Here is a 21,960-nt window from a genome sequence, read left to right on the forward strand (position 1 = left end):
TTTTAAATTTTCTATCCAGGAAAAGTGCAAAGAAGTCATTCGCCATAATACCAAGTTTTTAAAGATGATTATAATCCTGTTATAATAAGATTAATGAAGAAAAAGGGTGAATAGAATGAAACCAAAATTTGAATTATCCAATGAGCAAAAAGATGAAATGGTTCAAATGATACAAGCATATTTTATTGAAGAACAGAATGAGGAGATTGGAAATTTAAAAGCAATGCTAATATTGGACTTTATCATGGAAAAGCTTGCACCGGTTTTTTATAATCAAGGTGTGGAAGATAGCCATAGATATATGGCACAAAAGCTGGACGATATATTTGAAATACAAAAATGACTTAGAGGTGTAACATATTATGGATGGTAGATATCGTAAAAATATAGAACCTGGAATAGAAGTAGACATTGTACTTAAAAAAGATCAAAAAACAGAGCGAACAACTCCTGGAATTGTAAAGGATTTGCTTACCAATTCATCCTTTCTTCCACATGGAATGAAAGTCCGTTTGACAGATGGTCAAGTAGGAAGAGTTAAGAATATAAAATAACTGTATAGGTAAAGGAATATGAGGGAGGATTTTTTTAATAAAACTGCCCGTTCATTGATTGAAACGGGCAGTTATTTTTTTCTTTAAGCGGCTTCACGTTTCTTTTCAGATGCATCTACAACAAGACTTGCTGTAGCATCACCCATGATGTTAACGGATGTCCGCATCATATCTAGTACGCGGTCAACACCCGCAATAAGAGCAATACCTTCTAATGGTAAACCGACTGCAGTCAAAACCATAATTAACGTAACCATACCTGCACCAGGTACTCCTGCTGCTCCAATAGATGCAAGTGTAGCGATTAGAGCAACAATAAGGATTTGACCAAACGATAATGTTTCTCCAAAATATTGTGCTATAAATACAACAGCAATACCTTGGTAAAGAGCTGTACCATCCATGTTGATAGTTGCACCTAATGGCAGGACAAAGCTACTAGTTTCCTTAGATACTCCCAAATTTTCCTGTGTGTTTTTCATTGTTACTGGTAATGTACCTGAGCTGCTACACGTACTGAACGCTACGGTTGCAGCAGGGAAAATACCTTTAAAAAACTGGATTGGACTTAACTTGCCAAATGTTTTCACAGCAGTGGAATAAACGATCACAACATGAACGAGACATGCAATGAATAGCGCTAGAATTAATTTAATCAGTGGCAATAAAACACCAGCACCATATTCACCAACAATTGGAGCTAGTAGACCAAATATACCAATTGGAACAAGTTTCATAATAATACCTGTTATCTTGTACATGATTTCTGCTAATCCGTCAAAGAATCGCTGTACTGGTGATGCCTTTTCTCCAACTAATTTAATACCAATTCCTAAGAAGATAGCAAAGAAGATTATTTGTAACATATTTCCTGTAGTTAGTGCTTCAATGGGGTTTGTAGGGATTATATTTAATAATGTATCGACAACACTTTGTGTTTCACTAGATGGAACAGCTTCTTCATTTATTGTTACATCTACTCCTGAACCTGGGGAAAATACGTATCCAGCAAGTAAGCCAATTGAAATAGCAATAAAACTAGTTATTAAATAGTACGAGATCGTCTTTCCACCTAAACGACCAAGTTTTTTTACGTCCCCGGCACTTGTTACACCTACAACAATTGTCGAGAGAACTAATGGTACAATGATAAACATAATAAGACGTAAAAATAAATCCCCAAGTGGTGCAACATTGCTTGCTCCATCTCCAAATACTAACCCAACAATAACAGCAAGAAGGAATGCACCGACAATTTGGTAAACAAAGCTTTTCTTCATGTAATTCTCCTTTCTAATTTGTTATTTTTTTAATTTTTGTATTTTATCCCCCCTTTTTAGGATAAAAGGAATAAAACGCTTACATAATTGTGTTTAGACACACTCATTCCTTTTATCATTACTTAAATAATATTCTAATAATTACAAATATATTTATTTAAGTCAATACTTTTTTTGAAAATAATAGGATATTAATAAGGGGGGATTTTGCATTGACTTGTGTAACAAAGATTTGTAGACTGAAAGTGATTTAAAATTAAAAATATTTAAAATGAGGTGAGATGGTGGACATCGTACAATCTGTCATTACGATTAGTGCTGTATTAGGAGCGTTAGCGATTATATTGGGTTTCCTATTAATAAAACTGTTTCAACATGCAACTTATTTGTTTTACTTTCCAAGTCTTGTCTTATTTGGAAGCGGAATAGTCTTTATACTTTCAACAATGGCCCTGGAAGGGATAGAAATTTTGGGAGCAGGTTTAGGAGGATGGGGAATAGCTGCGTTATTTGCGTCTTTACTTAGCTTTTTTGTTACAACGGTTACTGATGTTTATGCTAGAGCATAGAAATCATAACAAAGCTCAGTCCTATGACTGAGCTTCGTACATTATTTTTACTATAAGATTGGAGGAACTACTCTTTTAAATACGTCTTCCCATCACGTTGTTCAATTTTTTCTTCTTTCAATAATTTTCCAAGTGCCCGTTTAAATGCAGCTTTACTAATATTAAATGTTCCGCGAATATCATCGGGGTCACTTTTATCACTAAATGGTATCATGCCACCGCTTTCTTTTATGTGCTCTAAAATGTCTGAAGCATCATCAACTATTCCATGTTGTTTCAACGGCCTTAGTGATACATTCAAGGTGCCATCTTCTTTTACTTCGATAACACGACCTTGGACTACTTCACCAAGACGCGGTTCTTCTTTTCGCTCTGTATGATGGATGAATCCTCGATAATTTTCTTCCGTTAGGATAGCGGAACCTTCTTTATTTGTATGGTATACTTTCCCACTTATCTGTTCGTTAAGTAATTCGACAGGAGCTACTTCATATATTCTACCGATTACGCCGTCGGTTGCTGGAATGGCTAGTAATCGGCCTTTTCGATCTTTACCTAGAGTGACATAAAGCTGATCACCTTCTTTAGGCCATACTTTTTCGAATAGTGGTAAGTCGTCTAGGGAGACAAGGATTTGTTTCGTTGTCCCAATGTCTACGAAAGCCCCTAAGTTCGGAATAACTTCTACGACTTCAGCCCATCCGTATGTATCCATTACAATAGTAGGAAGTTTGGTTGTTGCGATGGTGTTATCTTTCTTATCTTGATATAAAAACACATCTACTGCTTGATCTTGTTCAAGTTCTTTATCCGTCTCGTTATGATGTAAAAGTGCTTCAAGCATTTCTTTTTGCAATACGTATCCTGTATCAATTTTTCGTGCAACAGTCATAGTTTGAATCGTTCCAATTGGTAATGTTTGCATTACTATCCTTCCTTTTTTATGTATTGGAAAAGGGGCACCCCTTACTAAAAGAGTACCCCTTTTGTTTATAAAGTAACACGTAAGTTTTATTTTTATTTTTAACTCCTGAGTTTATCAGGTCTGGAAATTCTGTCTTGCAGCTTGTTGAAAGCTGGGTTTTGCTGTCATCTTACTTTAAGCTCGGTTAACGCACTCCGAGTTTCTTCGAATTTCTCTATCCGCGGTACATGTTCCACTGGATGTCCTCTAACTTAAGCAACGTAAGCCCTACCTGCTCTTACGTCCTTGCGACCCTGTAGTCGCGCCAGTGTGAATAAGCATCTTCAAAAACATTGTAGAATGCCAGAACACTTAAATGTTACTTTAGTAACTTTGTTATCTTCTCATGAATACTAAAATTTGTCAAATATCGCCCGAATTGATTCAGTGTTCTTTCCTCAAGAAAAATGTTGTAGAAATTTTCATAGACAAAAAGTAAAGTACAATAGACACTAATCCTAATACTATAAATGGTTGAAAAGGGATATATTTCTCAACTAATGGTACAAATCCTTGATCGATATCATTAAATAGAATGTAATCGTCCATACCTAGTACATCTGTCAATGGAAAGAAGGAGCCGAAAAGCACCCAAAAATATACGAAAACGGAGATAGAACAAGCAATAACAAATGATTTAAATAGATAGTATATTGGTATTAATAATGCTTTTAGTAATATTCCTAGACTAATTACTGTCATAACATCTTTCCAGTTATAAATATATCTTGGTAAAGAAGAGAGTGAACCATAAATCTGGCCAACAATATATTGATATAAAACTACAACGATCCACAGGAGTAGTAAACTAATATATCTGCTTGGAACAATCAATTTGTTATTGATTGGCAAACTTATCGTAAAACGATTCATATTTGCTCGATAATCTAGAAACAAAATACTAATTACAATCACTGGTATGATCAAACCCACGCTAACGTAAATAGGTGGTAACGAAGTAATATAAGCGAACGGTATTAAAAATAGGGCACTTAAGAAAGGCGCTCTACTAATGATTACATCTCGTTTCATTAAACCAATCATATATTCACCTCCTATAGAAGATCTCTTTTCATAAATATCCATGCTGATAGTTTGTAAGACAAATATAGAAATATTAATGATAAAGCTGTTAACGATACGAATAATTGAATATGACTTAGGTTATCTGCAAAGTGTTTTATGGACTCATCCCAAGTAATTAAAGGATTTCCTACGATTATCCCATAGAATAGAGCTGAGAAAAAAACCAGTGTCATTAATACTGCCATCGCGCGATGGAAACTTTTTATATAGTAAAGAATAGGTAATGATAGAGAGACTATGATACATGTTAATGCAAATAACCATAGAATAGAGCTTCCTGTTAAAGGGCTATTTCCTAAAAACGGCAGTCCCTGGTTGGCAAGATGATCAATTAACCATAAATAAAGAGTAAAACCACTTGTAAGTATAAAAAAGAAAATATATCTAACAAATACAATATGTTTACGAAAAATCGGTACACTTATTAAATATCGATTTACTTCATTTCTACTATCTGAATAAAAGGACAGAAAGATAAAACTAAGCAGAATCCAAATATTGATGCCAGTGATCGGAACATTCATACCGTAAGTAAAGGGGATAAGGAATATAAAAAATATAATATATACTTTAGTTAACTGTAGTTCCTTCAGAAATACTTGCCTCACGATTCAATTTCTCCTTTCTAGTCATGAAGTACATAATATCCTCTAATGTTGCTTTTTCAATGACAATATCATTGCCAAAAGGCTCAAATAATAAGGGATCCCCCTCAAACAAAGCGGTAAATCCTAATTCAGAGTCTTGAATTCCTATGAATAACTCTCTCGTATCTGTATCGATGATATCTGAACGTCCTTTAATAACATAGAATTGCTCTCTAATCTCATCCATTGCTTTTTGTAACATTATTTTACCTTGATAAATAAAAATGATGTGATCGGCAATACGATCAAGATCAGTGGTTATATGGGATGATAAAAATATTGTTTGATTTTCACGAACCATCATTTCTTGTAATTTATCTAAAAGCTCTCTACGGAAAATTGGATCCAAACCAGAAGTCGGCTCATCCATGACTATAAATTCTGGTTCATGGGAAAGTGCGAACAATAAGGAAGTTTTCATTTTCATTCCCTTGGACAATTTTTTAATTTTTTTCCGTAATGGAAGTTCAAATTCTTCGACATATTTTTGGAAAAGAACTTCATTCCATGTTTTATAAAGGGGTGCAATAAACGATTTCATGTTTTTAATTGTAAAATCTTCATACATAAATAGATCATCATAAACAAAACCGATTCTTTGTTTGACTGTGTGATCTTTATGGGAAGTTCCAAAAAGTTTAATATCACCTTCATCAATTTGTAGTATATCCATCATCATTTGAATCGTAGTTGTTTTCCCACTACCATTTGGACCAATAAAGCCAGTAATGTAACCTTTTGGAATGGTAATATTTAAGTCTTCAATCGAAAAACCTTTTCTACGTTTTGTTACATGGTGAAATTCTACTGTATTCATTAGCTTATCCATCTCCTTCGTAGTAAATTTCAAGTAGTTCTATAAGCTCTGCCTTGGATAAACCTATGTGTTTACCATCATGAACTACTTTTTCCAGTTCATTTTCAAGCTCTCTTATTTGCCACTCTTTTAATACATGTGGTTGTTGACCTGCGACAAATGTTCCTTTTCCAACTGTTGAAATCAAATAACCTTCTTTTTCTAGGTCTTCATATGCTCGCTTTGTGGTAATCACACTAACCTTAAGATCCTTTGCTAACAAACGCATGGAAGGGAGTGCATCTCCTTCTTTTAATTCCCCAGAAAAAATCTGTTGTTTTATTTGCTCTTTTATTTGTTGGAAAAGAGGCTCCTTGCTATTACTTGAAATAAGAATGTTCATAGCATAACCCCTTATCAATTAATTGTGTATACACAATATATACATTATATACATGAAGGAGTCAAGGGAAATATTGAAAAAAATAAAATTTACTAAAAAGAAAGATTAAAACTACTCTCTCGATGAACAAGTATTCATATGATAGACTAATATATATTAATTTAATTGGAGATGTAATCATGGGGTTATTTTTTAATGTTATATTACCGATTGTTGCAGTCTTTGGAGCGGGGTATATTTTGCAACGGATTCGTATTCTGGATGTAAAATCAATCGCCTCTATGTCCATTCATATATTTTTACCAGCACTTGTGTTTACCCAGTTATATGAAGCGGAATTTGATCAGAGCTACACAATTATTCTTGGTTTTTCTTTCTTTTTACTCATTATGATGATTGTTTTGAATAAAATATTGAGACGTATTTTAAAATGGGAACGGTCAGTCGAAAGCGCCTCTATTTTAACTTCTGCATTTATGAACGCTGGTAACTATGGGGTTCCAGTTATTCTATTTTCAATAGGACAAGAGGCACTACCTTATGCTGTGTTTTTCATGGTGATCCAAACGATCTTTATGAATGCCTTTGGAGTCTATTATGCATCAAGGGATAAAAGTGGTTATAAACGAGCTGTAAAAACGATACTTCGATTGCCAGCGACCTATGCAGCAGTTTTCGCCTTTATTCTACAAAACATTGCCTGGGAAATACCTGAACCGGTGTTTTCGACGTTGTCTATGCTTTCCGGAGCGGCTATTCCGATTATGATGGTGATGCTAGGAATGCAGCTTGCTTCTATTACGTCAATAAAATTTAATTGGCAAGTTATCATTTCTGCATTAACAATTAGAATGATTGTCGCCCCTTTGCTTACTTTTGCGTTCATATTGGTACTTGATGTGGATCCAATTATTGGTACGGTTTTATTCATACTAGCGTCCATGCCAAGTGCTGCAACAACGACAATGTATGCGATTGAGTTTGATACAGAACCTGACTTGGTATCAAGTATTACGTTAGTAACTACATTATTCAGTATTGTTTCGATAACAGTGTTATTGAACTTGATAACGTAAAATAAATAATATTCATACAATATTGACATCATATATCATTTTATATATGATGGCTTTATTATGATAAAAGAAAACAAACAACAAAAAGTGTATCGGGTTTTAAAAGCTAGAATTATAGAACGAATCTATGTTCCTGGACAACGTATTGTAATTGATCAAATTGCAAAGGAGATGAATACAAGTTCTATTCCTGTACGGGAAGCGATTCGCCAACTTGAGGCAGAACGTTTAATATTATATAAACGCAATGTTGGTCCTGTTGTAGCAGAAGTGAATGAATCGGATTATTCGGATACGTTACGGGTGCTTGCAGTTTTAGAAGGATATGCTACGGCACTATGTGCAAAAGCAATTACCCACGAAAAGATCGATCAGTTAAAGGAACTAAACAATCGAATGCGGGAGGCTTTAGAGGATTTTGATATCATTCGGTTCAGTAAGCTAAATGCAGACTTTCATAAGCTGATCTGTGAGGATTGTCAGAATCATTATTTGTTAGAATCTATAAACAATACTTGGAATAGACTAGATGCAATCCGTGGGGCAGGCTCCATGCTTTATTCTGTCCGAGTTAAGGAATCCATCAAAGAGCATCAACAACTAATTACATATTTGGAAAATGGTAATATTGACAAACTAGAATCATTAGCGAGGGAGCATAAAATTAGAACAGCAGAAAACTTTGAAAAACGCCGTAAGAATGAGCTAGAAACGAATATTTCTTCTTAGCGAGAACTGGATAACTATCTGGTTCTTTTTCTATTCAAACAGGATAGGGATTTTTACCTGTTGACATTGTATGTGAAATCATATACGATTTAATTGTTCAGAAAATTTATAGTTATTCAATTAGTAGGAATAAGTTGGAGGGGATATAATGGCTTTTGAAGAAGCGAAAAAGCGGTTTCGAGGTTCAATAGCTCCAGTGATTACACCATTTAACGAGGATGAAAGTATTGACTTTGCAAAATTTAAGGAATTAATAAATTGGCAAATAGCGAATGGAAGTCATGGCATTTCCGTTACTGGTACCTCTGGAGAACCTAGCTCCATGACAATAGAGGAACGAATAGAAGTGATGGAAACTGCATGTAAAACAGTAGATGGAAGAGTTCCTTTTCTTCCTGGTACAGGATCAACAAACCACCAAGAAACACTCCGCATGACGAAAGCTGCACAAGAAATGGGGGCAGACGGAGCGATGGTCATCGTCCCTTACTACAACAAACCAAACCAACACGCATTATACAAACATTTTAAAGCAATAGCGGATTCCGTTGATATTCCAATCATTTTATATAACATTCCTGGTCGTACTGCAATAAATTTGGAAGCGGTTACAATTGCGAGGTTAGCGGAAGATTGTCCAAACATTATTGGAGTGAAGGAATCTAATAAAGATTTTGAACATGTGAATAAAGTGTTATTAAAATGTGGTCGAGATTTCAATCTTTATTCCGGAATTGAAGTATTATGTTATCCAATGCTCGCTATCGGTGGTGCTGGACATATTAGTGCAACGGCGAATGTGGCACCGAGAGAGGTAGCGGAAATCTTCAATAAGTGGGAAGCGGGAGATGTGAAAGGGGCACAGGACTTGCATTATGAATTAATGCCTTTAAATGATGTCCTATTTCGTGATACGAATCCTGCACCAGCAAAAGCTGCATTAGGAATGATGGGGAAAGTACAACCTATTTTAAGAAAGCCATTAGATGTCCCATCGGAGCAAATTCAGGCAGAAATTCGGGAAACATTATTATCTTACCAATTGATTCAAGAGGATGTTAAAACAAACTAGATTCATATAAAAGGGTGATCTTATAAATGGAACATAAACAAGTTGAAAATGTACAGCTCTACATCAATGGAGAGTTTGTAGACGCTAGTGACAGCGAACAATTTGAAAATAAAAACCCATTTACAAATAAAGTAACGAACTCTGTTGCCAAAGGTACTGGGCAAGATATCGAAAAAGCCGTAACAGCTGCTGACAAAGCTTTTCGAAATGGTCCATGGGGAACAATGAAGCTAAAAGAACGGATGAAGTACATTGAAAAAATTGCCGATCTTATCGAAGAAGAAGCGGAAGAAATTGCGCATTTAGAATCTCTAGATTCTGGATTACCAATCAGTCAAACAAGAAAGATGGCAGCGCGTGGAGCAGAAAATTTTCGTTTCTACACCAGGATGGTGCAAGCAAGAATGCATGGGGACGCCTACCAAGTTGATGATGAATTTATGAATTATACCATCTATCAACCTCTAGGAGTTGTAGGTCTCATTACACCATGGAATGCGCCATTTATGCTATTAACTTGGAAGGTTGCTCCTGCACTAGCTACTGGGAATACGGTCGTATTAAAGCCAGCCGAGCTATCACCATTATCAGCGAATATATTAGCAAAGATAATTCATAAAGCAGAGTTGCCTAAAGGAGTTTTCAATGTTGTACACGGATTTGGTGAAACAGCTGGCGAGGCTCTCGTGAAACACTCAAATGTTGAAGCTATTTCCTTTACTGGGGAAACAACGACTGGTAAGCGAATCATTAAAAACAGTGCCGATTCCTTGAAAAAAACATCGATGGAACTTGGTGGGAAGTCACCCCTTATCGTATTTGATGATGCCGATATTGAAAAAGCATTAGATGCTGCAGTATGGGGGATATTCTCCTTTAATGGGGAGAGATGTACCGCAAATTCCCGAGTGTTTTTGCATAAAGACATAAAAGATAAGTTTGTTGCAGCTTTAAAAGAGCGTGTTCGAAATATTGCAATTGGAGACCCAATGGATGATGCGACAGAGCTTGGTCCGTTAATTGATCAAGGGCATTATCAAAAGGTAACTGGTTATATTCAGTTGGCGAAAGAAGAGGGCTGTGAAGTCATTCAAGGTACTGTGCCAGCGGAAGTGCAGACAGGAAATTTTGTGCCACCTACCCTTTTATTAAACGCCAAAAATGATATGAGGGTTTGTCAGGATGAAATATTTGGACCTGTTATGACGGTTATTGAATTTGAAACCGAAGAAGAAGTTGTACAAATGGCTAATGATGTGGACTATGGCCTTGCAGGGTATGTTTGGACAAATGATATCAAACGAGGTCATCGCGTCGCCCAAGCAATTGATTCTGGAATGCTTTGGGTGAACTCACAAAATGTTCGTGATTTACGAATTCCATTCGGTGGCATGAAAGCTAGTGGTATTGGCCGTGAAGGTGGACATTTTGCGATATTTGAATTTTATACGGAACCAAAAGCGATTCATGTAGCAATTGGTGATCACCATATACCGCAGTTTGGCAAGAAAAAATAAGGAGGGAAATACGATGCCAGCAAAAAAAGGAAAAGAATATATAAGTAGATTAAAAGATGCAAAAAACAATGTCTATATTCACGGAGAAAGAGTGGAGGACGTCACAGAACATCCTGCCTTCAAAAATGTTATTAAATCGATGGCAAATTTATATGACTTACAATATGAAAAACAAGATAAAATGCTTTATACTTCACCAACTACTGGAAATAAAGTTGGGATGACATTTTTACAGCCGAAAACGGTTGAAGATCTTATTGCACGGAGAGAAGCAATTACAGAATGGGCACGCACTTCTGGGGGCATGATGGGGCGATCTCCTGATTATTTGAATGCGGAAGTAATGGCTATGGGGGTCAATAATAGTCTGTTTGCTGAAGGAGATCCTAGATTTGCAGAAAATGCACGTAACTATTATGAATATGCTAGGGAGAATGATATTAGCTTAACCCATACATTAATTCATCCACAAGTTAATCGAGCAAAAATGCAACATCAGCAAAAGGATGCAAATGTTGCTTTACATCTAGTCGAAGAACGAGAAGACGGAATTATCGTGGATGGTATACGACTGCTGGCAACACAAGGCGGTATTACAGATGAAATACTAGTTTTCCCTTCAACAGTTAAAAAAGCTGGGGAGCTGGATGATCCGTATTCACTTGCATTTGCTATTCCGAATAACACGCCAGGACTAAAATATATAAGTCGCGAATCCTTTGATTACGGTAAAAATGATTGGGATCACCCACTAAGTGCGCGTTTTGAGGAGGGCGATGCCATCGTATCGTTCGAAAACGTATTTGTACCATGGGAGCGAGTATTTGTATGTGGTAATTCATCCGTATGTAACCGTACATTTCTTGAAACGAATGCGGTCGTACATATGTCACACCAGGTAGTTTCCAAGAATATCGTAAAAACCGAGTTTGTTCTAGGAGTTGCGTTAAGCATCATGGACGCTATCGGTATTGACCAATTCCAGCATGTAAAAGACAAAGGTACGGAGATCATGCTTACACTTGAAGCGATGCGTTCACATTTGTATCGTGCAGAGCACAATGCCAAACTCGATAACTCTGGAACAATGACACCTGATTACGCTGCATTAGATGCAGCACGAAACTGGTATCCACGTATTTATCCGAAATTAACTGAAATCATTCGTATTATTGGAGCATCAGGCTTAATGGGGATTCCTACACAGGATGATTTCAATCATGATGAGATTGGTCCTCTCATTCATCGCGGGCTACAAGGTAAAAATCTAGAAGGCTATGAGCGTGTGCAATTATTCCGTCTCGCATGGGATATGACGATGAGTGCGTTCGGTAGTCGCCAAACACACTATGAATATTACTTCTTTGGTGACCCAGTAAAAATGGGCATGACGTATTTTGATAACTATGATAAGGACGTTTATAAAGACTACGTGGACAGCTTTTTGAAGAAGTCTAGTGGAGTGAAAATTTAACTATCAAACAAGTCAGAACGTCACACCCATAGAGTTGAGCGACGTACCGGGAAAGTCGAGCGACACACCCAAAAAGTCGAGCGACACACCTAGAAAGTTGAGCGACACACCTAGAAAGTCGATCAACACATCCGAAAACAGAGCGACTCGTCATTTCAAAATAAAGGGGGAAGTAGGCAATGGATTTTAATATCATCCGCTGTGCAAGAGCAATTTTACATGTAAAGGATTTAGAAGCCTCCCGCAAGTTTTACATCGATGCTCTTGGTTTTATTGAAACAGAATCAGATGATGATCATATATACCTCCGCGGTCTTGAAGAACACACCCATCACAGTCTCGTATTAAAAAAAGCGGATACGCCAGCTGTTGAAGCGTTAGGATATAAAGTTTCATCAAATCAAGATCTAGAAGCATTATCACGGCTTTTTGAAGAGAAAGGATATCCAACAAAGTGGCTGGAAAAAGGGAAACAGCATGCTGTCGGGAGAGCACTAAGAGTAAATGATAATTCGGGTTTACCACTGGAATTCTTTGCAGAAATGGATCCAGTAGAACGTTTATTACAACGCTATGATCTTTATAGAGGTTCTCGAATGCAACGGATCGATCATTTTAATTGTGGGGTACCCGACGTGGAGGCAGCATATGATTTTTATCAAAAAAACTTAGGTTTTGCTTGTTCGGAATATACGGATACTCCTGAAGGTGATATTTGGGCTGCCTGGTTACATCGTAAACAAAATGTACATGATGTGGCGTTTATGAATGGATTTGGACCTAGGCTACATCATATTGGGTTTTGGTTACCTGATCAGTTATCGCTTATTCATACGTGTGATGTACTTGCATCAATGGGGTATGGGGAAGCAATTGAACGTGGGCCAGGGCGTCATGGATTATCCAATGCGTTCTTCTTATACTTGCGTGATCCGGATGGTCATCGGATCGAGCTCTATAGTGGAGATTATTTGACCAGTGATCCTGACTTTAAACCGATTCGTTGGGATATCAATGATCCGATGCGTCAAACATTTTGGGGGCATGCTGCACCTGACAGCTGGTTTAATGAGGCTTCAGTAGTTTTAGATATCTTTTCGGGTGAAGAAGTTATTCAAAAACCAGGCAAATTAAAGCAGCATAAGCCAACTTTCGTCATATAGATATAATGAATGCTTTTCCCCGGTAGGTAACGGGCGGTAAGTAAAATTGGAGATGCGGGAGATGTTTGTGTACCAACTGCCCGTAAATGTCCGATCTGTTCAATGGCTCTTTAGGGGGCTAACATTCAGTGGAATAACATGAACCACTGAATGAAGTTTCACTGGCATAGGAGGTTTCTACATGGATGATCAAACATTTCGAACAGCAATGGGGAAGTTTGCGACAGGGGTTACGGTTGTAACTACTCAGCATGGTGAGGACATCCACGGAATGACTGCAAATGCATTTATGTCTGTTTCTTTAAATCCGAAACTTGTCTTAATATCTATTGATGAGAATGCTACCATGCTAGACTTTATCAATAAATCTGGGAAGTTTGCTGTCAGTATTTTAAATGAAGACCAAAAGGATATGTCTGCTTATTTTGCAGGACAAAATAAGGAACTAAAAGAAGTCAATTTTAAATGGTTCAATGATATGCCAACCATTGAGGGCTCTCTTGCAAGCTTAACATGTGAAGTCTACGATTCTGTCATTGCAGGTGATCATACACTTTATATTGGCAAGGTCACAGATATTCATACGACAAAAGGTGATCCATTGGCATTTTATGAAGGAAAATATCGTCAAATAAGTGATTGTGCAGAAGTAAAATAACGTATGACCATTGCGCTAGAATCTCTAAGTATGGAAATTCTAGCGCAACAATTAGTTGTTTTGAAATGGAGGGATTCTCGTGAACCAACAGCTTATAAACAATTCACAAGTAGAACAGGACATGTTTCAAAAGATTGCTAGCCATGAACAGGTTGTATTTTGTAATGACTCCGCTACTGGTTTGCAAGCGATTATAGCTATTCATAATACAACGCTTGGACCTGCACTTGGTGGAACAAGAATGTACCCATATGCTTCTGTGGATGATGCATTAGATGATGTACTACGCTTATCTGAAGGTATGACCTATAAATGTGCTGCTGCCGATATTGATTTTGGTGGAGGAAAGGCGGTTATCATAGGTGATCCGAATAAGGATAAATCTGCTGCTATGTTTCGTGCGTTTGGGCAATTTGTAGATTCATTAAATGGTAGATTTTATACAGGAACAGATATGGGAACAACGATGGATGATTTTGTGCAAGCATCAAAGGAAACGAATTTTATAAATGGCATTCCTGAAGCTTTCGGAGGTAGTGGTGACTCTTCCATTCCAACTGCTCAAGGTGTTATATATGGATTAAAGGCTACTAATAAATTCATATTTGGAAGTGATAGTTTAGCAGGACGAACTTATGCCATTCAAGGTCTTGGAAAAGTTGGATATAAAGTAACCGAGCAATTATTACATGCTGGTGCAAAAGTCATTGTTACGGATATCCACGAGGATGTAATGGTAAGTATACAAGAAACAGCGGAAGCGTTAGGGGGATCAATTACCACCGTAAAAAGTAATGAAATCTATCAAGTAGATGCAGATGTTTTTGTCCCATGTGCAATGGGAAGTGTACTCAATGATCAATCTATTGCTCAGTTACAAGTAAAAGCTGTTGTCGGTTCCGCAAATAACCAGTTACACGACAATAGTCATGCAAAAGCGTTACATGATAAAGGAATTTTGTACGCTCCAGACTATATTGTTAATGCTGGTGGATTAATTCAAGTTGCTGATGAATTATATGGTCCGAATAAAGAACGAGTGCTATTAAAAACAAAGGCAATCTATCAATCGTTGCTGGAAATATATGAACAAGCAAATCTTGATGTAATAACAACATTAGAAGCTGCAAATCGCAAATGTCAAAAACGTTTAGAACAGCAGCGCAGTAGAAATAATTTCTTCACGCGAACAAGAAGTCCAAAATGGGAAATTAAAGAATAATTTTTTTGGAGGTGAAGTGGTATGGTAGAAGTAAAATTTCATGATATTGGTGAGGGAATGAATGAAGGGGAGATTATCAACTTTTTTGTAAAAGTAGGTGATACGGTATCTGTTGATCAACCTCTAGTGGAAATGCAAACAGATAAAATGGTAGCAGAGATTCCCTCACCCACGACTGGAAAGGTTAAAGCAATTCATCATGATATTGGTACAACCGTCACGATTGGTACGGCTATTTTGGAGATCGATGATGGCAAGGAAGAATCTATCAATTCCAAGCGAGAGGTATCAGCGGCACTCTCTGCACCTGAAAAGCAAAATATACCGAAACAAAAGGAGAGAAAAAGCCCCCCGAAGCGGATCATAGCAGCGCCACACACGAGAAGAATTGCGCGAGAAAATGATGTAGATATAGAGAAAGTTCAAGGCTCTGGTCCAGCTGGAAGAGTATTGGATGATGATATCTTTCGTTTTATACGTGAACAACAAGAAGATATGATACAACCGGAAGAAAACATAACTTCTTCACAAGCACGTACTTCTACAGAGTCGGATACGATTCCGTTTACCGGAATTCGAAAGCAAATTGCGCAAAAGATGACACAATCATTAATGACAATTCCTCATGTAACACATTTTGATGAAGCAGATTTAACAAATTTACTTGAAATACGTAGTGAGTTAAAAGAAGCCGGTGAAAATATATCAGTTGTTGCCTTTTTCTTAAAAGCGATTGCAATTACGTTGAAAGAATTTCCAGTTTTCAATGCTCAATTGGATGAAGAAAATGATGTTATACGCTTACATAAAAACTACCATATTGGGCTAGCAACGAATACAAATAACGGATTACTCGTGCCAGTGCTACGAGATGTGGATAAAAAAACCATACGAGAGATTCACGATGAGATGAAAGCATTAACGGAAAAGGCACAAGCAGGAAAGCTGACTGCTCAAGATATGCGTGGTGGAACATTTACAATTAGTAATGTTGGTCCTTTAGGAAGCACGGCTGCTACGCCAATCATCAATTATCCGCAAACAAGTATTATTGCGTTTCATAAAACGAAAAAAACACCCGTTGTCCTGGAAAATGATGAAATTGCTGTACGGTCGATTATGAATATGTCACTATCCTTTGACCACCGTGTAACAGATGGTGCGAATGCGGTTCAATTTACGAATCGTTTCAACCAGTTAATGGAGAGACCATATCATTTATTGCTGGAATTGGTTTAAACTTCGCATAGTTTATTGCAAAATTTGTATAGACTGCGTCATAACTTTTGAGATTTACTTTCACAGTCTAATTCAATAGTGTGCCACAAAACCGCTCCGGCAGAATACTTCGCTTTCCGTGGGCACGGCCTCAGCCTCCTCAGAAGAAAACCACTTCTTCCGGGGTCTTCGGACACGTGCTGTTCCCACAGGAGTCTTCGTATTCTGCCTCCGCTGATGGTGACTTCTTGTTTAAAGAAAAGTGTTACTACTTCACTAGCGTAGGAAATACACGAAGACTCCTTGAAAAAGAAAAGCACTTTTTCTGCGTGCGATGTGTTGCTGACGTAGCGTTCCATGTCCTGCGGGAGGAAAGGCATAGGTGAGACCCCACAGTGCGCCAGCACGAGGAGGCTCACCAGCCGCCCGCGGAAAGCGAAGTGTATTTCCGAAGCGGTGTTGCGAGCGTTATGTTAATACACAATTTGTAGTCTGAGTTATTTTTGATATGTTACTGCACATTTTCCATCAACTACGAATGAAGATTCATTTCTTGGAAAAAGCTACAATCTTTTAGAAAACAGTCAAATTAAATTAGGGGTGACTATATGTATCGTGCGAAAGCAAGGATAAATGGATCAGTTAACCTTGAAGAAATAATTGTTGATGATTCACATATAATTTGGAATGGAAAACGATACCCAGATGAAACCATTTCATGGCAATCACCTGTTACTGGAGCTATATACGGAACAATATTTAATTTTAGAGAACAACTGGATGCCATGAAAAATAAGTTTCATGAAAAACCGTATCAAGCTGAACCTAATAGACCGATATTGTATGTGAAACCAAGAAACACCATTAACACACATTTGAATCAAGTAGAAATTCCTGCTGAAGTAAATGAAGTTCAAGTTAACGCAACACTGGGTATTGTTATCGGTAAAAATGCTACGAACATATCAGAGGAAGAAGCTCTTGATTATGTGTTAGGGTATACGGTTGTGAATGATGTGACGATAGCCCACAATGATTTTTATCGCCCAAACATTAAAAATAAAGTCCGTGATGGATCTTGTCCGGTTGGACCATGGATTATGGATTGTAGCGAAGTACCTAATCCAGAACAGCTCATGGTTTGGACGTTTAAAAATGATGAGTTAGTACAAGTGCAAAATTTAAATGACTTGGTACGTCCCATTTCTAAACTATTAACAGATGTAACGGAATTCATGACACTTTATAAAGGGGATATGTTACTTGTAGGTGTTCCACATAATCCGCCAACCGCATTTCCAGGTGATACGATACGGATTGAAATTGATAATGTAGGTCGCTTAGAGAATACGTTTGTCCAAGAGGACGGGGGTGGTCAGATATGAAACATGCTCGTATTGCTTGTTATGGGGGAATACATGAGGTATTCGATTTGGACGGTAAATTACACCTTCGTGATGGGAGAATAGTACAATCGAATGAAGTAGTGTGGTTACCACCTATTGAGGCAGGAACAATTTTTGCTTTAGGACTGAACTATGCCGATCATGCTAGTGAAATTAGCTTTAAAGCCCCAGATGAACCACTTGTATTTATCAAGGGTCCAAATACGTTAATTGGGCATGAAGGTCAAACACGGCGACCAGCTGGGGTAGGAATGATGCACTATGAATGTGAATTGGCAGTCGTTATTGGCAAAACAGCACGTCATGTTAGTCAAGCAGATGCCTATGAATATGTTTCTGGATATACGATAGCGAACGATTACGCGATAAGGGATTATTTAGAAAACTATTATCGTCCTAATCTAGCGGTTAAAAATCGTGATACGTTAACACCAATTGGCCCATACGTAGTAGATAAAGAGGATATTCCGAACCCAATGAATCTCTATTTACGAACCTATGTCAATGGGGATTTAAAGCAGGAAGGTTCCACAAAGGATATGGTATTTGATATTGCCTATTTAATTTCGTATTTAAGTAGTTTTATGACCCTACAGGAGAATGATGTTATTTTAACAGGGACGCCAAAAGGGACTGTAAATGTCACAGAAGGTGATGAAGTGATTACGGAAATTGAAGGGATCGGTTCACTTAAAAATACGATTGTAGGCGATCATGTATTTCAGAGGTAAGGAGCTAAAACGATGCCACATATTATCGTGGAGTACACGTCCAATCTAAAAGATGAAGGAAACATTCGGTTGTTATTACAACAGATTAATGAATCGCTGATTGCTGAGGGGGATGTTTTTCCTATCGGTGGGATTCGTTCACGAGCAATCGAAGTGAAAGATTATGTTATTGCAGATGGAACAGGAGAAGACGATGCTTTTGTCCATGTTTTATTGAAGATTGGTGCAGGAAGATCAGAGGAGATATTAAAAAAGGCATGTGATAGACTCTTTCGCCAAATTCAAGAACATTTTGCAGAAATATTTGAAACTCGCTATCTCGCATTATCGATGGAAATCGTGGAATTTCAAAAAGCAACGTATAAGAAGAACAATATACATGCTCGATATAAGTAGTGGATAAAAGAAGATCCTCTTTGTAACCCATAACAAAGAGGATCTTCTTTTATATCAGATTTAGAATACCAAGTGCGATTAGTATTGCTGGTGGTAGGAATGACATTTGTCGCATTCTTCTACTGTTGGATAAAATAACGCCAATTTTTATACCGTAATGAACAAATATACCACTCATGAATGCGATGAGGACTGCTGTGAGCAATGGGGAATATCCTATAATCGCAGCACCTATACCTGCTCCAAAGGCGTCCAAAGCTAGGGCGGTCCCGAGAAGAAATGCCTCACTAGCTGATATTGTTCCAGATTTATCAAGGTCTGCCTTATCAGGTGTTGCAAGTACGGTCTTTAAGCTGTGTAATTTGTTAGTTGATTCTTCAGATGAAGTTGTTGAAATTTTCTCTTTCTGTAGTTGTGAACGTATCGTGTTAATGAGTGAAAATATACCTAAAGTGATTAAGATAGAGCCACCAATAATGTTAGCAATATCTGGTGAAATAAAGGAACTAAACAAACTCCCTAGGGACATAGATGATAAGACAACAATCCCTGAACAAAACATAATAATACATAATGCATTCATAGGAACATGTATTTTTCTCATGCCGTAGGAAACGCCAACACCAAATCCATCTAAACTTACTGCAATGACTAGAAGTAATAAACCTGTATAGAAAAGCATCACATCATATCCTTTTGCTAATATCTAGAATATATTGTATGGATAGAAATGTTTAAGTGTGCTTGTGTTGGGGCAACTGCGAAAAACGGATATCTGTGGTAAAGTAACGGTAGATGTTTAAATGAAGAGAGGATATTAAAATATGAGTAAAACAGTAGTATTAGCAGAAAAACCTTCTGTAGGTCGGGACATTGCCCGTGTTCTTAACTGTCATAAAAAAGGCAATGGATATATGGAAGGGTCAAAATATATTGTTACATGGGCATTAGGTCATTTAGTGACTTTAGCAGATCCAGAAGTTTATGACGATAAATATAAAACGTGGCGTATAGAGGATCTTCCAATGCTTCCATCAAATCTTAAACTTGTTGTTATGAAAAAAACTGGGAAGCAGTTTAGTACCGTAAAAAGCCAATTAAATCGCCAGGATGTAAACGAGGTCGTAATAGCAACAGATGCTGGTCGTGAGGGGGAACTTGTTGCTCGCTGGATTATTGAAAAAGCACGTGTGAAAAAGCCAATAAAACGTCTATGGATTTCTTCCGTTACCGATAAGGCAATCCGTGATGGGTTTAATCAATTAAAGCCAGGTGGCAAATATGAAAATTTGTATGCATCTGCAGTTGCTCGTTCTGAAGCGGATTGGTATGTTGGATTAAATGCAACTCGTGCATTAACAACGAAATTTAATGCGCAGCTTTCTAGTGGTCGTGTACAAACCCCAACATTAGCGATGATTGCTGCAAGAGAAAGAGAAATCCAAGAATTTAAGCCAAAGAAATATTATGGTCTGGAAGCAAAAACGAGTAATGGCATAAAGTTTACATGGCATGATGAAAAAAATAATAATAGATTATTTTCAAAGGACAAAGCAGAAGAGCGGTTAAATAAGATAAAGGGTAACCCTGCGAAAATTAGTAAAGTAGATAAAAACATGAAGAAAAAGCATGCACCACAATTATATGATCTAACAGAACTGCAACGTGATGCGAACCGGATTTTTGGATTCTCAGCGAAACAAACGCTTTCCCTCATGCAAAAGTTATATGAGCAACACAAAGTGTTAACCTATCCAAGAACTGATTCTCGATATATCTCTACGGATATTGTACCTACATTAAAAGATCGAGCAAAAGCATGTGGCGTTGACCAATATGCAAATGTTGCACGAAAAGTAGTACGTCGGGACATAAAACTACCAAAGTCAGTTGTTGATAATACGAAGGTGAGTGACCACCATGCAATTATTCCGACGGAGCAGCCTGTCATTTTACAAGATTTAAATGATAAAGAGCGTAGAATTTATGATTTAGTCGTAAAACGTTTCTTAGCCGTACTTTCTGAGCCATATGAGTATGAGCAATTGGTAATACATGCTGCAATTGGTTCCGAACAATTTACGGCCAAAGGTAAAATTGTAAAAAAACAGGGATGGAAAGAAGTTTACGATAATCGCTTTGACGACGAAGATGCAGCTGAAAACCAACAACTCCCTGTCGTAAATCAAGGAGATGTTTTGTCTGGGGTAACTGTTAACCTCAGTAATGGAGAAACAAAGCCACCGGAACGATTCACAGAGGGTGCTTTATTGCAAGTAATGGAAAACCCAACACGCTTTATGAATGCCGATGAGAAGCACTTAGCTGGCACTTTAAATAAAACAGGTGGCATTGGAACAGTAGCAACTCGGGCTGATATTATAGAAAAACTGTTTAACAGTAATTATATGGAGATGAAAGGAAAACATATATTCCTTACCTCTAAAGGTAAGCAGCTGCTTGGGCTCGTTCCAGAAGACTTACGTTCCCCGGCATTAACAGCTGAATGGGAGAAAAAGCTTGGCCAAATTGCAGAAGGAAAACTAAACAAAAATAAATTTATCACTGAAATTAAAGAGTATACAAAAGAAGTTGTTCAAGAAATAAAAGAGAGTGACACAAAATTTAAGCATGATAATATGACCGGTACAAAATGTCCGGATTGTGGAAAATTAATGCTGGAAGTAAACAATAAAAATGGACGTATGCTTGTTTGTCAGGATCGTTCATGTGGTCATAAGAAAAATATTGCTAAAAAAACAAATGCTCGTTGCCCTAATTGTCATAAACGACTCGAACTTCGTGGAGAAGGTGAAGGTCAAATGTTCATTTGTAAATGTGGGCATCGTGAAAAATTAACGACGTTTAATAAACGAAAACAACAGGAAAAGAAACATAATGTATCCAAAAAAGACGTTAATAAATACTTGAAGAAACAGGATGATGGCTTTACGAATAATGCCCTAGCTGATGCCCTAGCAAAATTAAAAAAATGAGGA

At 37.3% G+C, this 21,960-nt stretch carries 23 protein-coding genes; 16 read left to right on the forward strand and 7 right to left on the reverse strand.

The features are described from left to right. The first annotated feature begins 115 nt into the window (after nucleotides 1-115). On the forward strand, nucleotides 116-343 hold the full coding sequence (locus ACFSTA_RS14340; protein ID WP_377557456.1) for a DUF2164 domain-containing protein: 228 nt from the start codon (nucleotides 116-118) through the stop codon (nucleotides 341-343). A gap of 19 nt (nucleotides 344-362) precedes the next feature. Next, nucleotides 363-554 carry a YwbE family protein gene (locus ACFSTA_RS14345; RefSeq protein WP_377557457.1) on the forward strand — a complete coding sequence of 64 codons (192 nt, stop codon included), beginning with the start codon at nucleotides 363-365 and terminating at the stop codon, nucleotides 552-554. A gap of 83 nt (nucleotides 555-637) precedes the next feature. Here ACFSTA_RS14345 and ACFSTA_RS14350 read toward each other — a convergent pair whose 3' ends face one another. Next, on the reverse strand, nucleotides 638-1,834 hold the full coding sequence (locus tag ACFSTA_RS14350; protein ID WP_377557458.1) for a dicarboxylate/amino acid:cation symporter: 1,197 nt from the start codon (nucleotides 1,832-1,834) through the stop codon (nucleotides 638-640). A 284-nt stretch (nucleotides 1,835-2,118) separates the two neighbouring features. Between ACFSTA_RS14350 and ACFSTA_RS14355 the strand changes: the two genes are divergently transcribed. Then, entirely contained in the window at nucleotides 2,119-2,403 is a 285-nt protein-coding gene (locus ACFSTA_RS14355; RefSeq protein ID WP_377557459.1) for a hypothetical protein, read from the forward strand. 67 nt (nucleotides 2,404-2,470) lie between these two features. Here ACFSTA_RS14355 and ACFSTA_RS14360 read toward each other — a convergent pair whose 3' ends face one another. The 5 genes from ACFSTA_RS14360 to ACFSTA_RS14380 all read right to left on the reverse strand — a co-directional run bounded on the left by ACFSTA_RS14360 (nucleotide 2,471) and on the right by ACFSTA_RS14380 (nucleotide 6,299). After that, nucleotides 2,471-3,328, reverse strand: coding sequence for a CvfB family protein (locus tag ACFSTA_RS14360; protein ID WP_377557460.1), 858 nt, complete (start codon nucleotides 3,326-3,328; stop codon nucleotides 2,471-2,473). A gap of 423 nt (nucleotides 3,329-3,751) precedes the next feature. After that, nucleotides 3,752-4,411, reverse strand: coding sequence for an ABC-2 transporter permease (locus ACFSTA_RS14365; RefSeq protein WP_377557461.1), 660 nt, complete (start codon nucleotides 4,409-4,411; stop codon nucleotides 3,752-3,754). A gap of 11 nt (nucleotides 4,412-4,422) precedes the next feature. Then, on the reverse strand, nucleotides 4,423-5,061 hold the full coding sequence (locus ACFSTA_RS14370; protein ID WP_377557462.1) for an ABC-2 transporter permease: 639 nt from the start codon (nucleotides 5,059-5,061) through the stop codon (nucleotides 4,423-4,425). Then, complete coding sequence (locus tag ACFSTA_RS14375) at nucleotides 5,024-5,917, reverse strand: ABC transporter ATP-binding protein (RefSeq protein ID WP_377557463.1); 894 nt, start codon at nucleotides 5,915-5,917, stop codon at nucleotides 5,024-5,026. The genes ACFSTA_RS14370 and ACFSTA_RS14375 overlap by 38 nt, the downstream gene beginning before the upstream one ends. Nucleotides 5,918-5,921: 4 nt before the next feature. Beyond that, a complete protein-coding gene (locus ACFSTA_RS14380; protein WP_377557464.1) occupies nucleotides 5,922-6,299 on the reverse strand; it encodes a GntR family transcriptional regulator in 378 nt (125 codons plus the stop codon). A 179-nt stretch (nucleotides 6,300-6,478) separates the two neighbouring features. On the opposite strand from ACFSTA_RS14380, the gene ACFSTA_RS14385 reads away from it, so the two are divergent. The 12 genes from ACFSTA_RS14385 to ACFSTA_RS14440 all read left to right on the forward strand — a co-directional run bounded on the left by ACFSTA_RS14385 (nucleotide 6,479) and on the right by ACFSTA_RS14440 (nucleotide 18,961). Then, nucleotides 6,479-7,375: an AEC family transporter gene (locus ACFSTA_RS14385; protein ID WP_377557465.1), complete on the forward strand. Its 897-nt coding sequence runs from the start codon at nucleotides 6,479-6,481 to the stop codon at nucleotides 7,373-7,375. Between the two features lie 60 nt (nucleotides 7,376-7,435). Then, nucleotides 7,436-8,104 carry a GntR family transcriptional regulator gene (locus ACFSTA_RS14390; protein ID WP_377557466.1) on the forward strand — a complete coding sequence of 223 codons (669 nt, stop codon included), beginning with the start codon at nucleotides 7,436-7,438 and terminating at the stop codon, nucleotides 8,102-8,104. 148 nt (nucleotides 8,105-8,252) lie between these two features. Further along, nucleotides 8,253-9,176, forward strand: coding sequence for a 2,4-dihydroxyhept-2-ene-1,7-dioic acid aldolase (gene hpaI, locus ACFSTA_RS14395; protein ID WP_377557467.1), 924 nt, complete (start codon nucleotides 8,253-8,255; stop codon nucleotides 9,174-9,176). 26 nt (nucleotides 9,177-9,202) lie between these two features. Further along, nucleotides 9,203-10,693 carry a 5-carboxymethyl-2-hydroxymuconate semialdehyde dehydrogenase gene (hpaE, locus tag ACFSTA_RS14400; RefSeq protein ID WP_377557469.1) on the forward strand — a complete coding sequence of 497 codons (1,491 nt, stop codon included), beginning with the start codon at nucleotides 9,203-9,205 and terminating at the stop codon, nucleotides 10,691-10,693. A 13-nt stretch (nucleotides 10,694-10,706) separates the two neighbouring features. After that, nucleotides 10,707-12,167 carry a 4-hydroxyphenylacetate 3-monooxygenase, oxygenase component gene (gene hpaB / locus ACFSTA_RS14405; RefSeq protein ID WP_377557470.1) on the forward strand — a complete coding sequence of 487 codons (1,461 nt, stop codon included), beginning with the start codon at nucleotides 10,707-10,709 and terminating at the stop codon, nucleotides 12,165-12,167. A 179-nt stretch (nucleotides 12,168-12,346) separates the two neighbouring features. Next, nucleotides 12,347-13,330: a 3,4-dihydroxyphenylacetate 2,3-dioxygenase gene (hpaD, locus tag ACFSTA_RS14410; RefSeq protein ID WP_377557471.1), complete on the forward strand. Its 984-nt coding sequence runs from the start codon at nucleotides 12,347-12,349 to the stop codon at nucleotides 13,328-13,330. 181 nt (nucleotides 13,331-13,511) lie between these two features. Then, entirely contained in the window at nucleotides 13,512-13,988 is a 477-nt protein-coding gene (locus ACFSTA_RS14415; RefSeq protein ID WP_377557472.1) for a flavin reductase family protein, read from the forward strand. Nucleotides 13,989-14,109: 121 nt separating this feature from the next. After that, nucleotides 14,110-15,210 carry a Leu/Phe/Val dehydrogenase gene (locus ACFSTA_RS14420; RefSeq protein ID WP_377557803.1) on the forward strand — a complete coding sequence of 367 codons (1,101 nt, stop codon included), beginning with the start codon at nucleotides 14,110-14,112 and terminating at the stop codon, nucleotides 15,208-15,210. A gap of 21 nt (nucleotides 15,211-15,231) precedes the next feature. Next, nucleotides 15,232-16,449 (forward strand): dihydrolipoamide acetyltransferase family protein, encoded by a 1,218-nt coding sequence (locus tag ACFSTA_RS14425; RefSeq protein WP_377557473.1) that lies wholly within the window; start codon nucleotides 15,232-15,234, stop codon nucleotides 16,447-16,449. Nucleotides 16,450-17,036: 587 nt separating this feature from the next. Further along, nucleotides 17,037-17,813, forward strand: a complete 777-nt coding sequence (locus ACFSTA_RS14430; protein WP_377557474.1) for a fumarylacetoacetate hydrolase family protein — start codon at nucleotides 17,037-17,039, stop codon at nucleotides 17,811-17,813. After that, the gene (locus ACFSTA_RS14435; RefSeq protein ID WP_377557475.1) at nucleotides 17,810-18,565 is read left to right on the forward strand and encodes a fumarylacetoacetate hydrolase family protein; all 756 of its coding nucleotides are present in this window, start codon (nucleotides 17,810-17,812) and stop codon (nucleotides 18,563-18,565) included. The genes ACFSTA_RS14430 and ACFSTA_RS14435 overlap by 4 nt, the downstream gene beginning before the upstream one ends. 12 nt (nucleotides 18,566-18,577) lie before the next feature. Continuing rightward, nucleotides 18,578-18,961: a 5-carboxymethyl-2-hydroxymuconate Delta-isomerase gene (locus ACFSTA_RS14440; RefSeq protein WP_377557477.1), complete on the forward strand. Its 384-nt coding sequence runs from the start codon at nucleotides 18,578-18,580 to the stop codon at nucleotides 18,959-18,961. A 49-nt stretch (nucleotides 18,962-19,010) separates the two neighbouring features. Here ACFSTA_RS14440 and ytaF read toward each other — a convergent pair whose 3' ends face one another. Then, nucleotides 19,011-19,643, reverse strand: a complete 633-nt coding sequence (gene ytaF, locus ACFSTA_RS14445) for a sporulation membrane protein YtaF (RefSeq protein WP_377557478.1) — start codon at nucleotides 19,641-19,643, stop codon at nucleotides 19,011-19,013. A 142-nt stretch (nucleotides 19,644-19,785) separates the two neighbouring features. Here ytaF and ACFSTA_RS14450 point away from each other — a divergent pair, with 142 nt between their 5' ends. Beyond that, on the forward strand, nucleotides 19,786-21,957 hold the full coding sequence (locus ACFSTA_RS14450; RefSeq protein WP_377557479.1) for a DNA topoisomerase III: 2,172 nt from the start codon (nucleotides 19,786-19,788) through the stop codon (nucleotides 21,955-21,957). Nucleotides 21,958-21,960 lie beyond the last annotated feature (3 nt).

It is taken from the genome of Ornithinibacillus salinisoli, assembly GCF_042684965.1.
GTDB lineage: Bacteria > Bacillota > Bacilli > Bacillales > Amphibacillaceae > Ornithinibacillus > Ornithinibacillus salinisoli.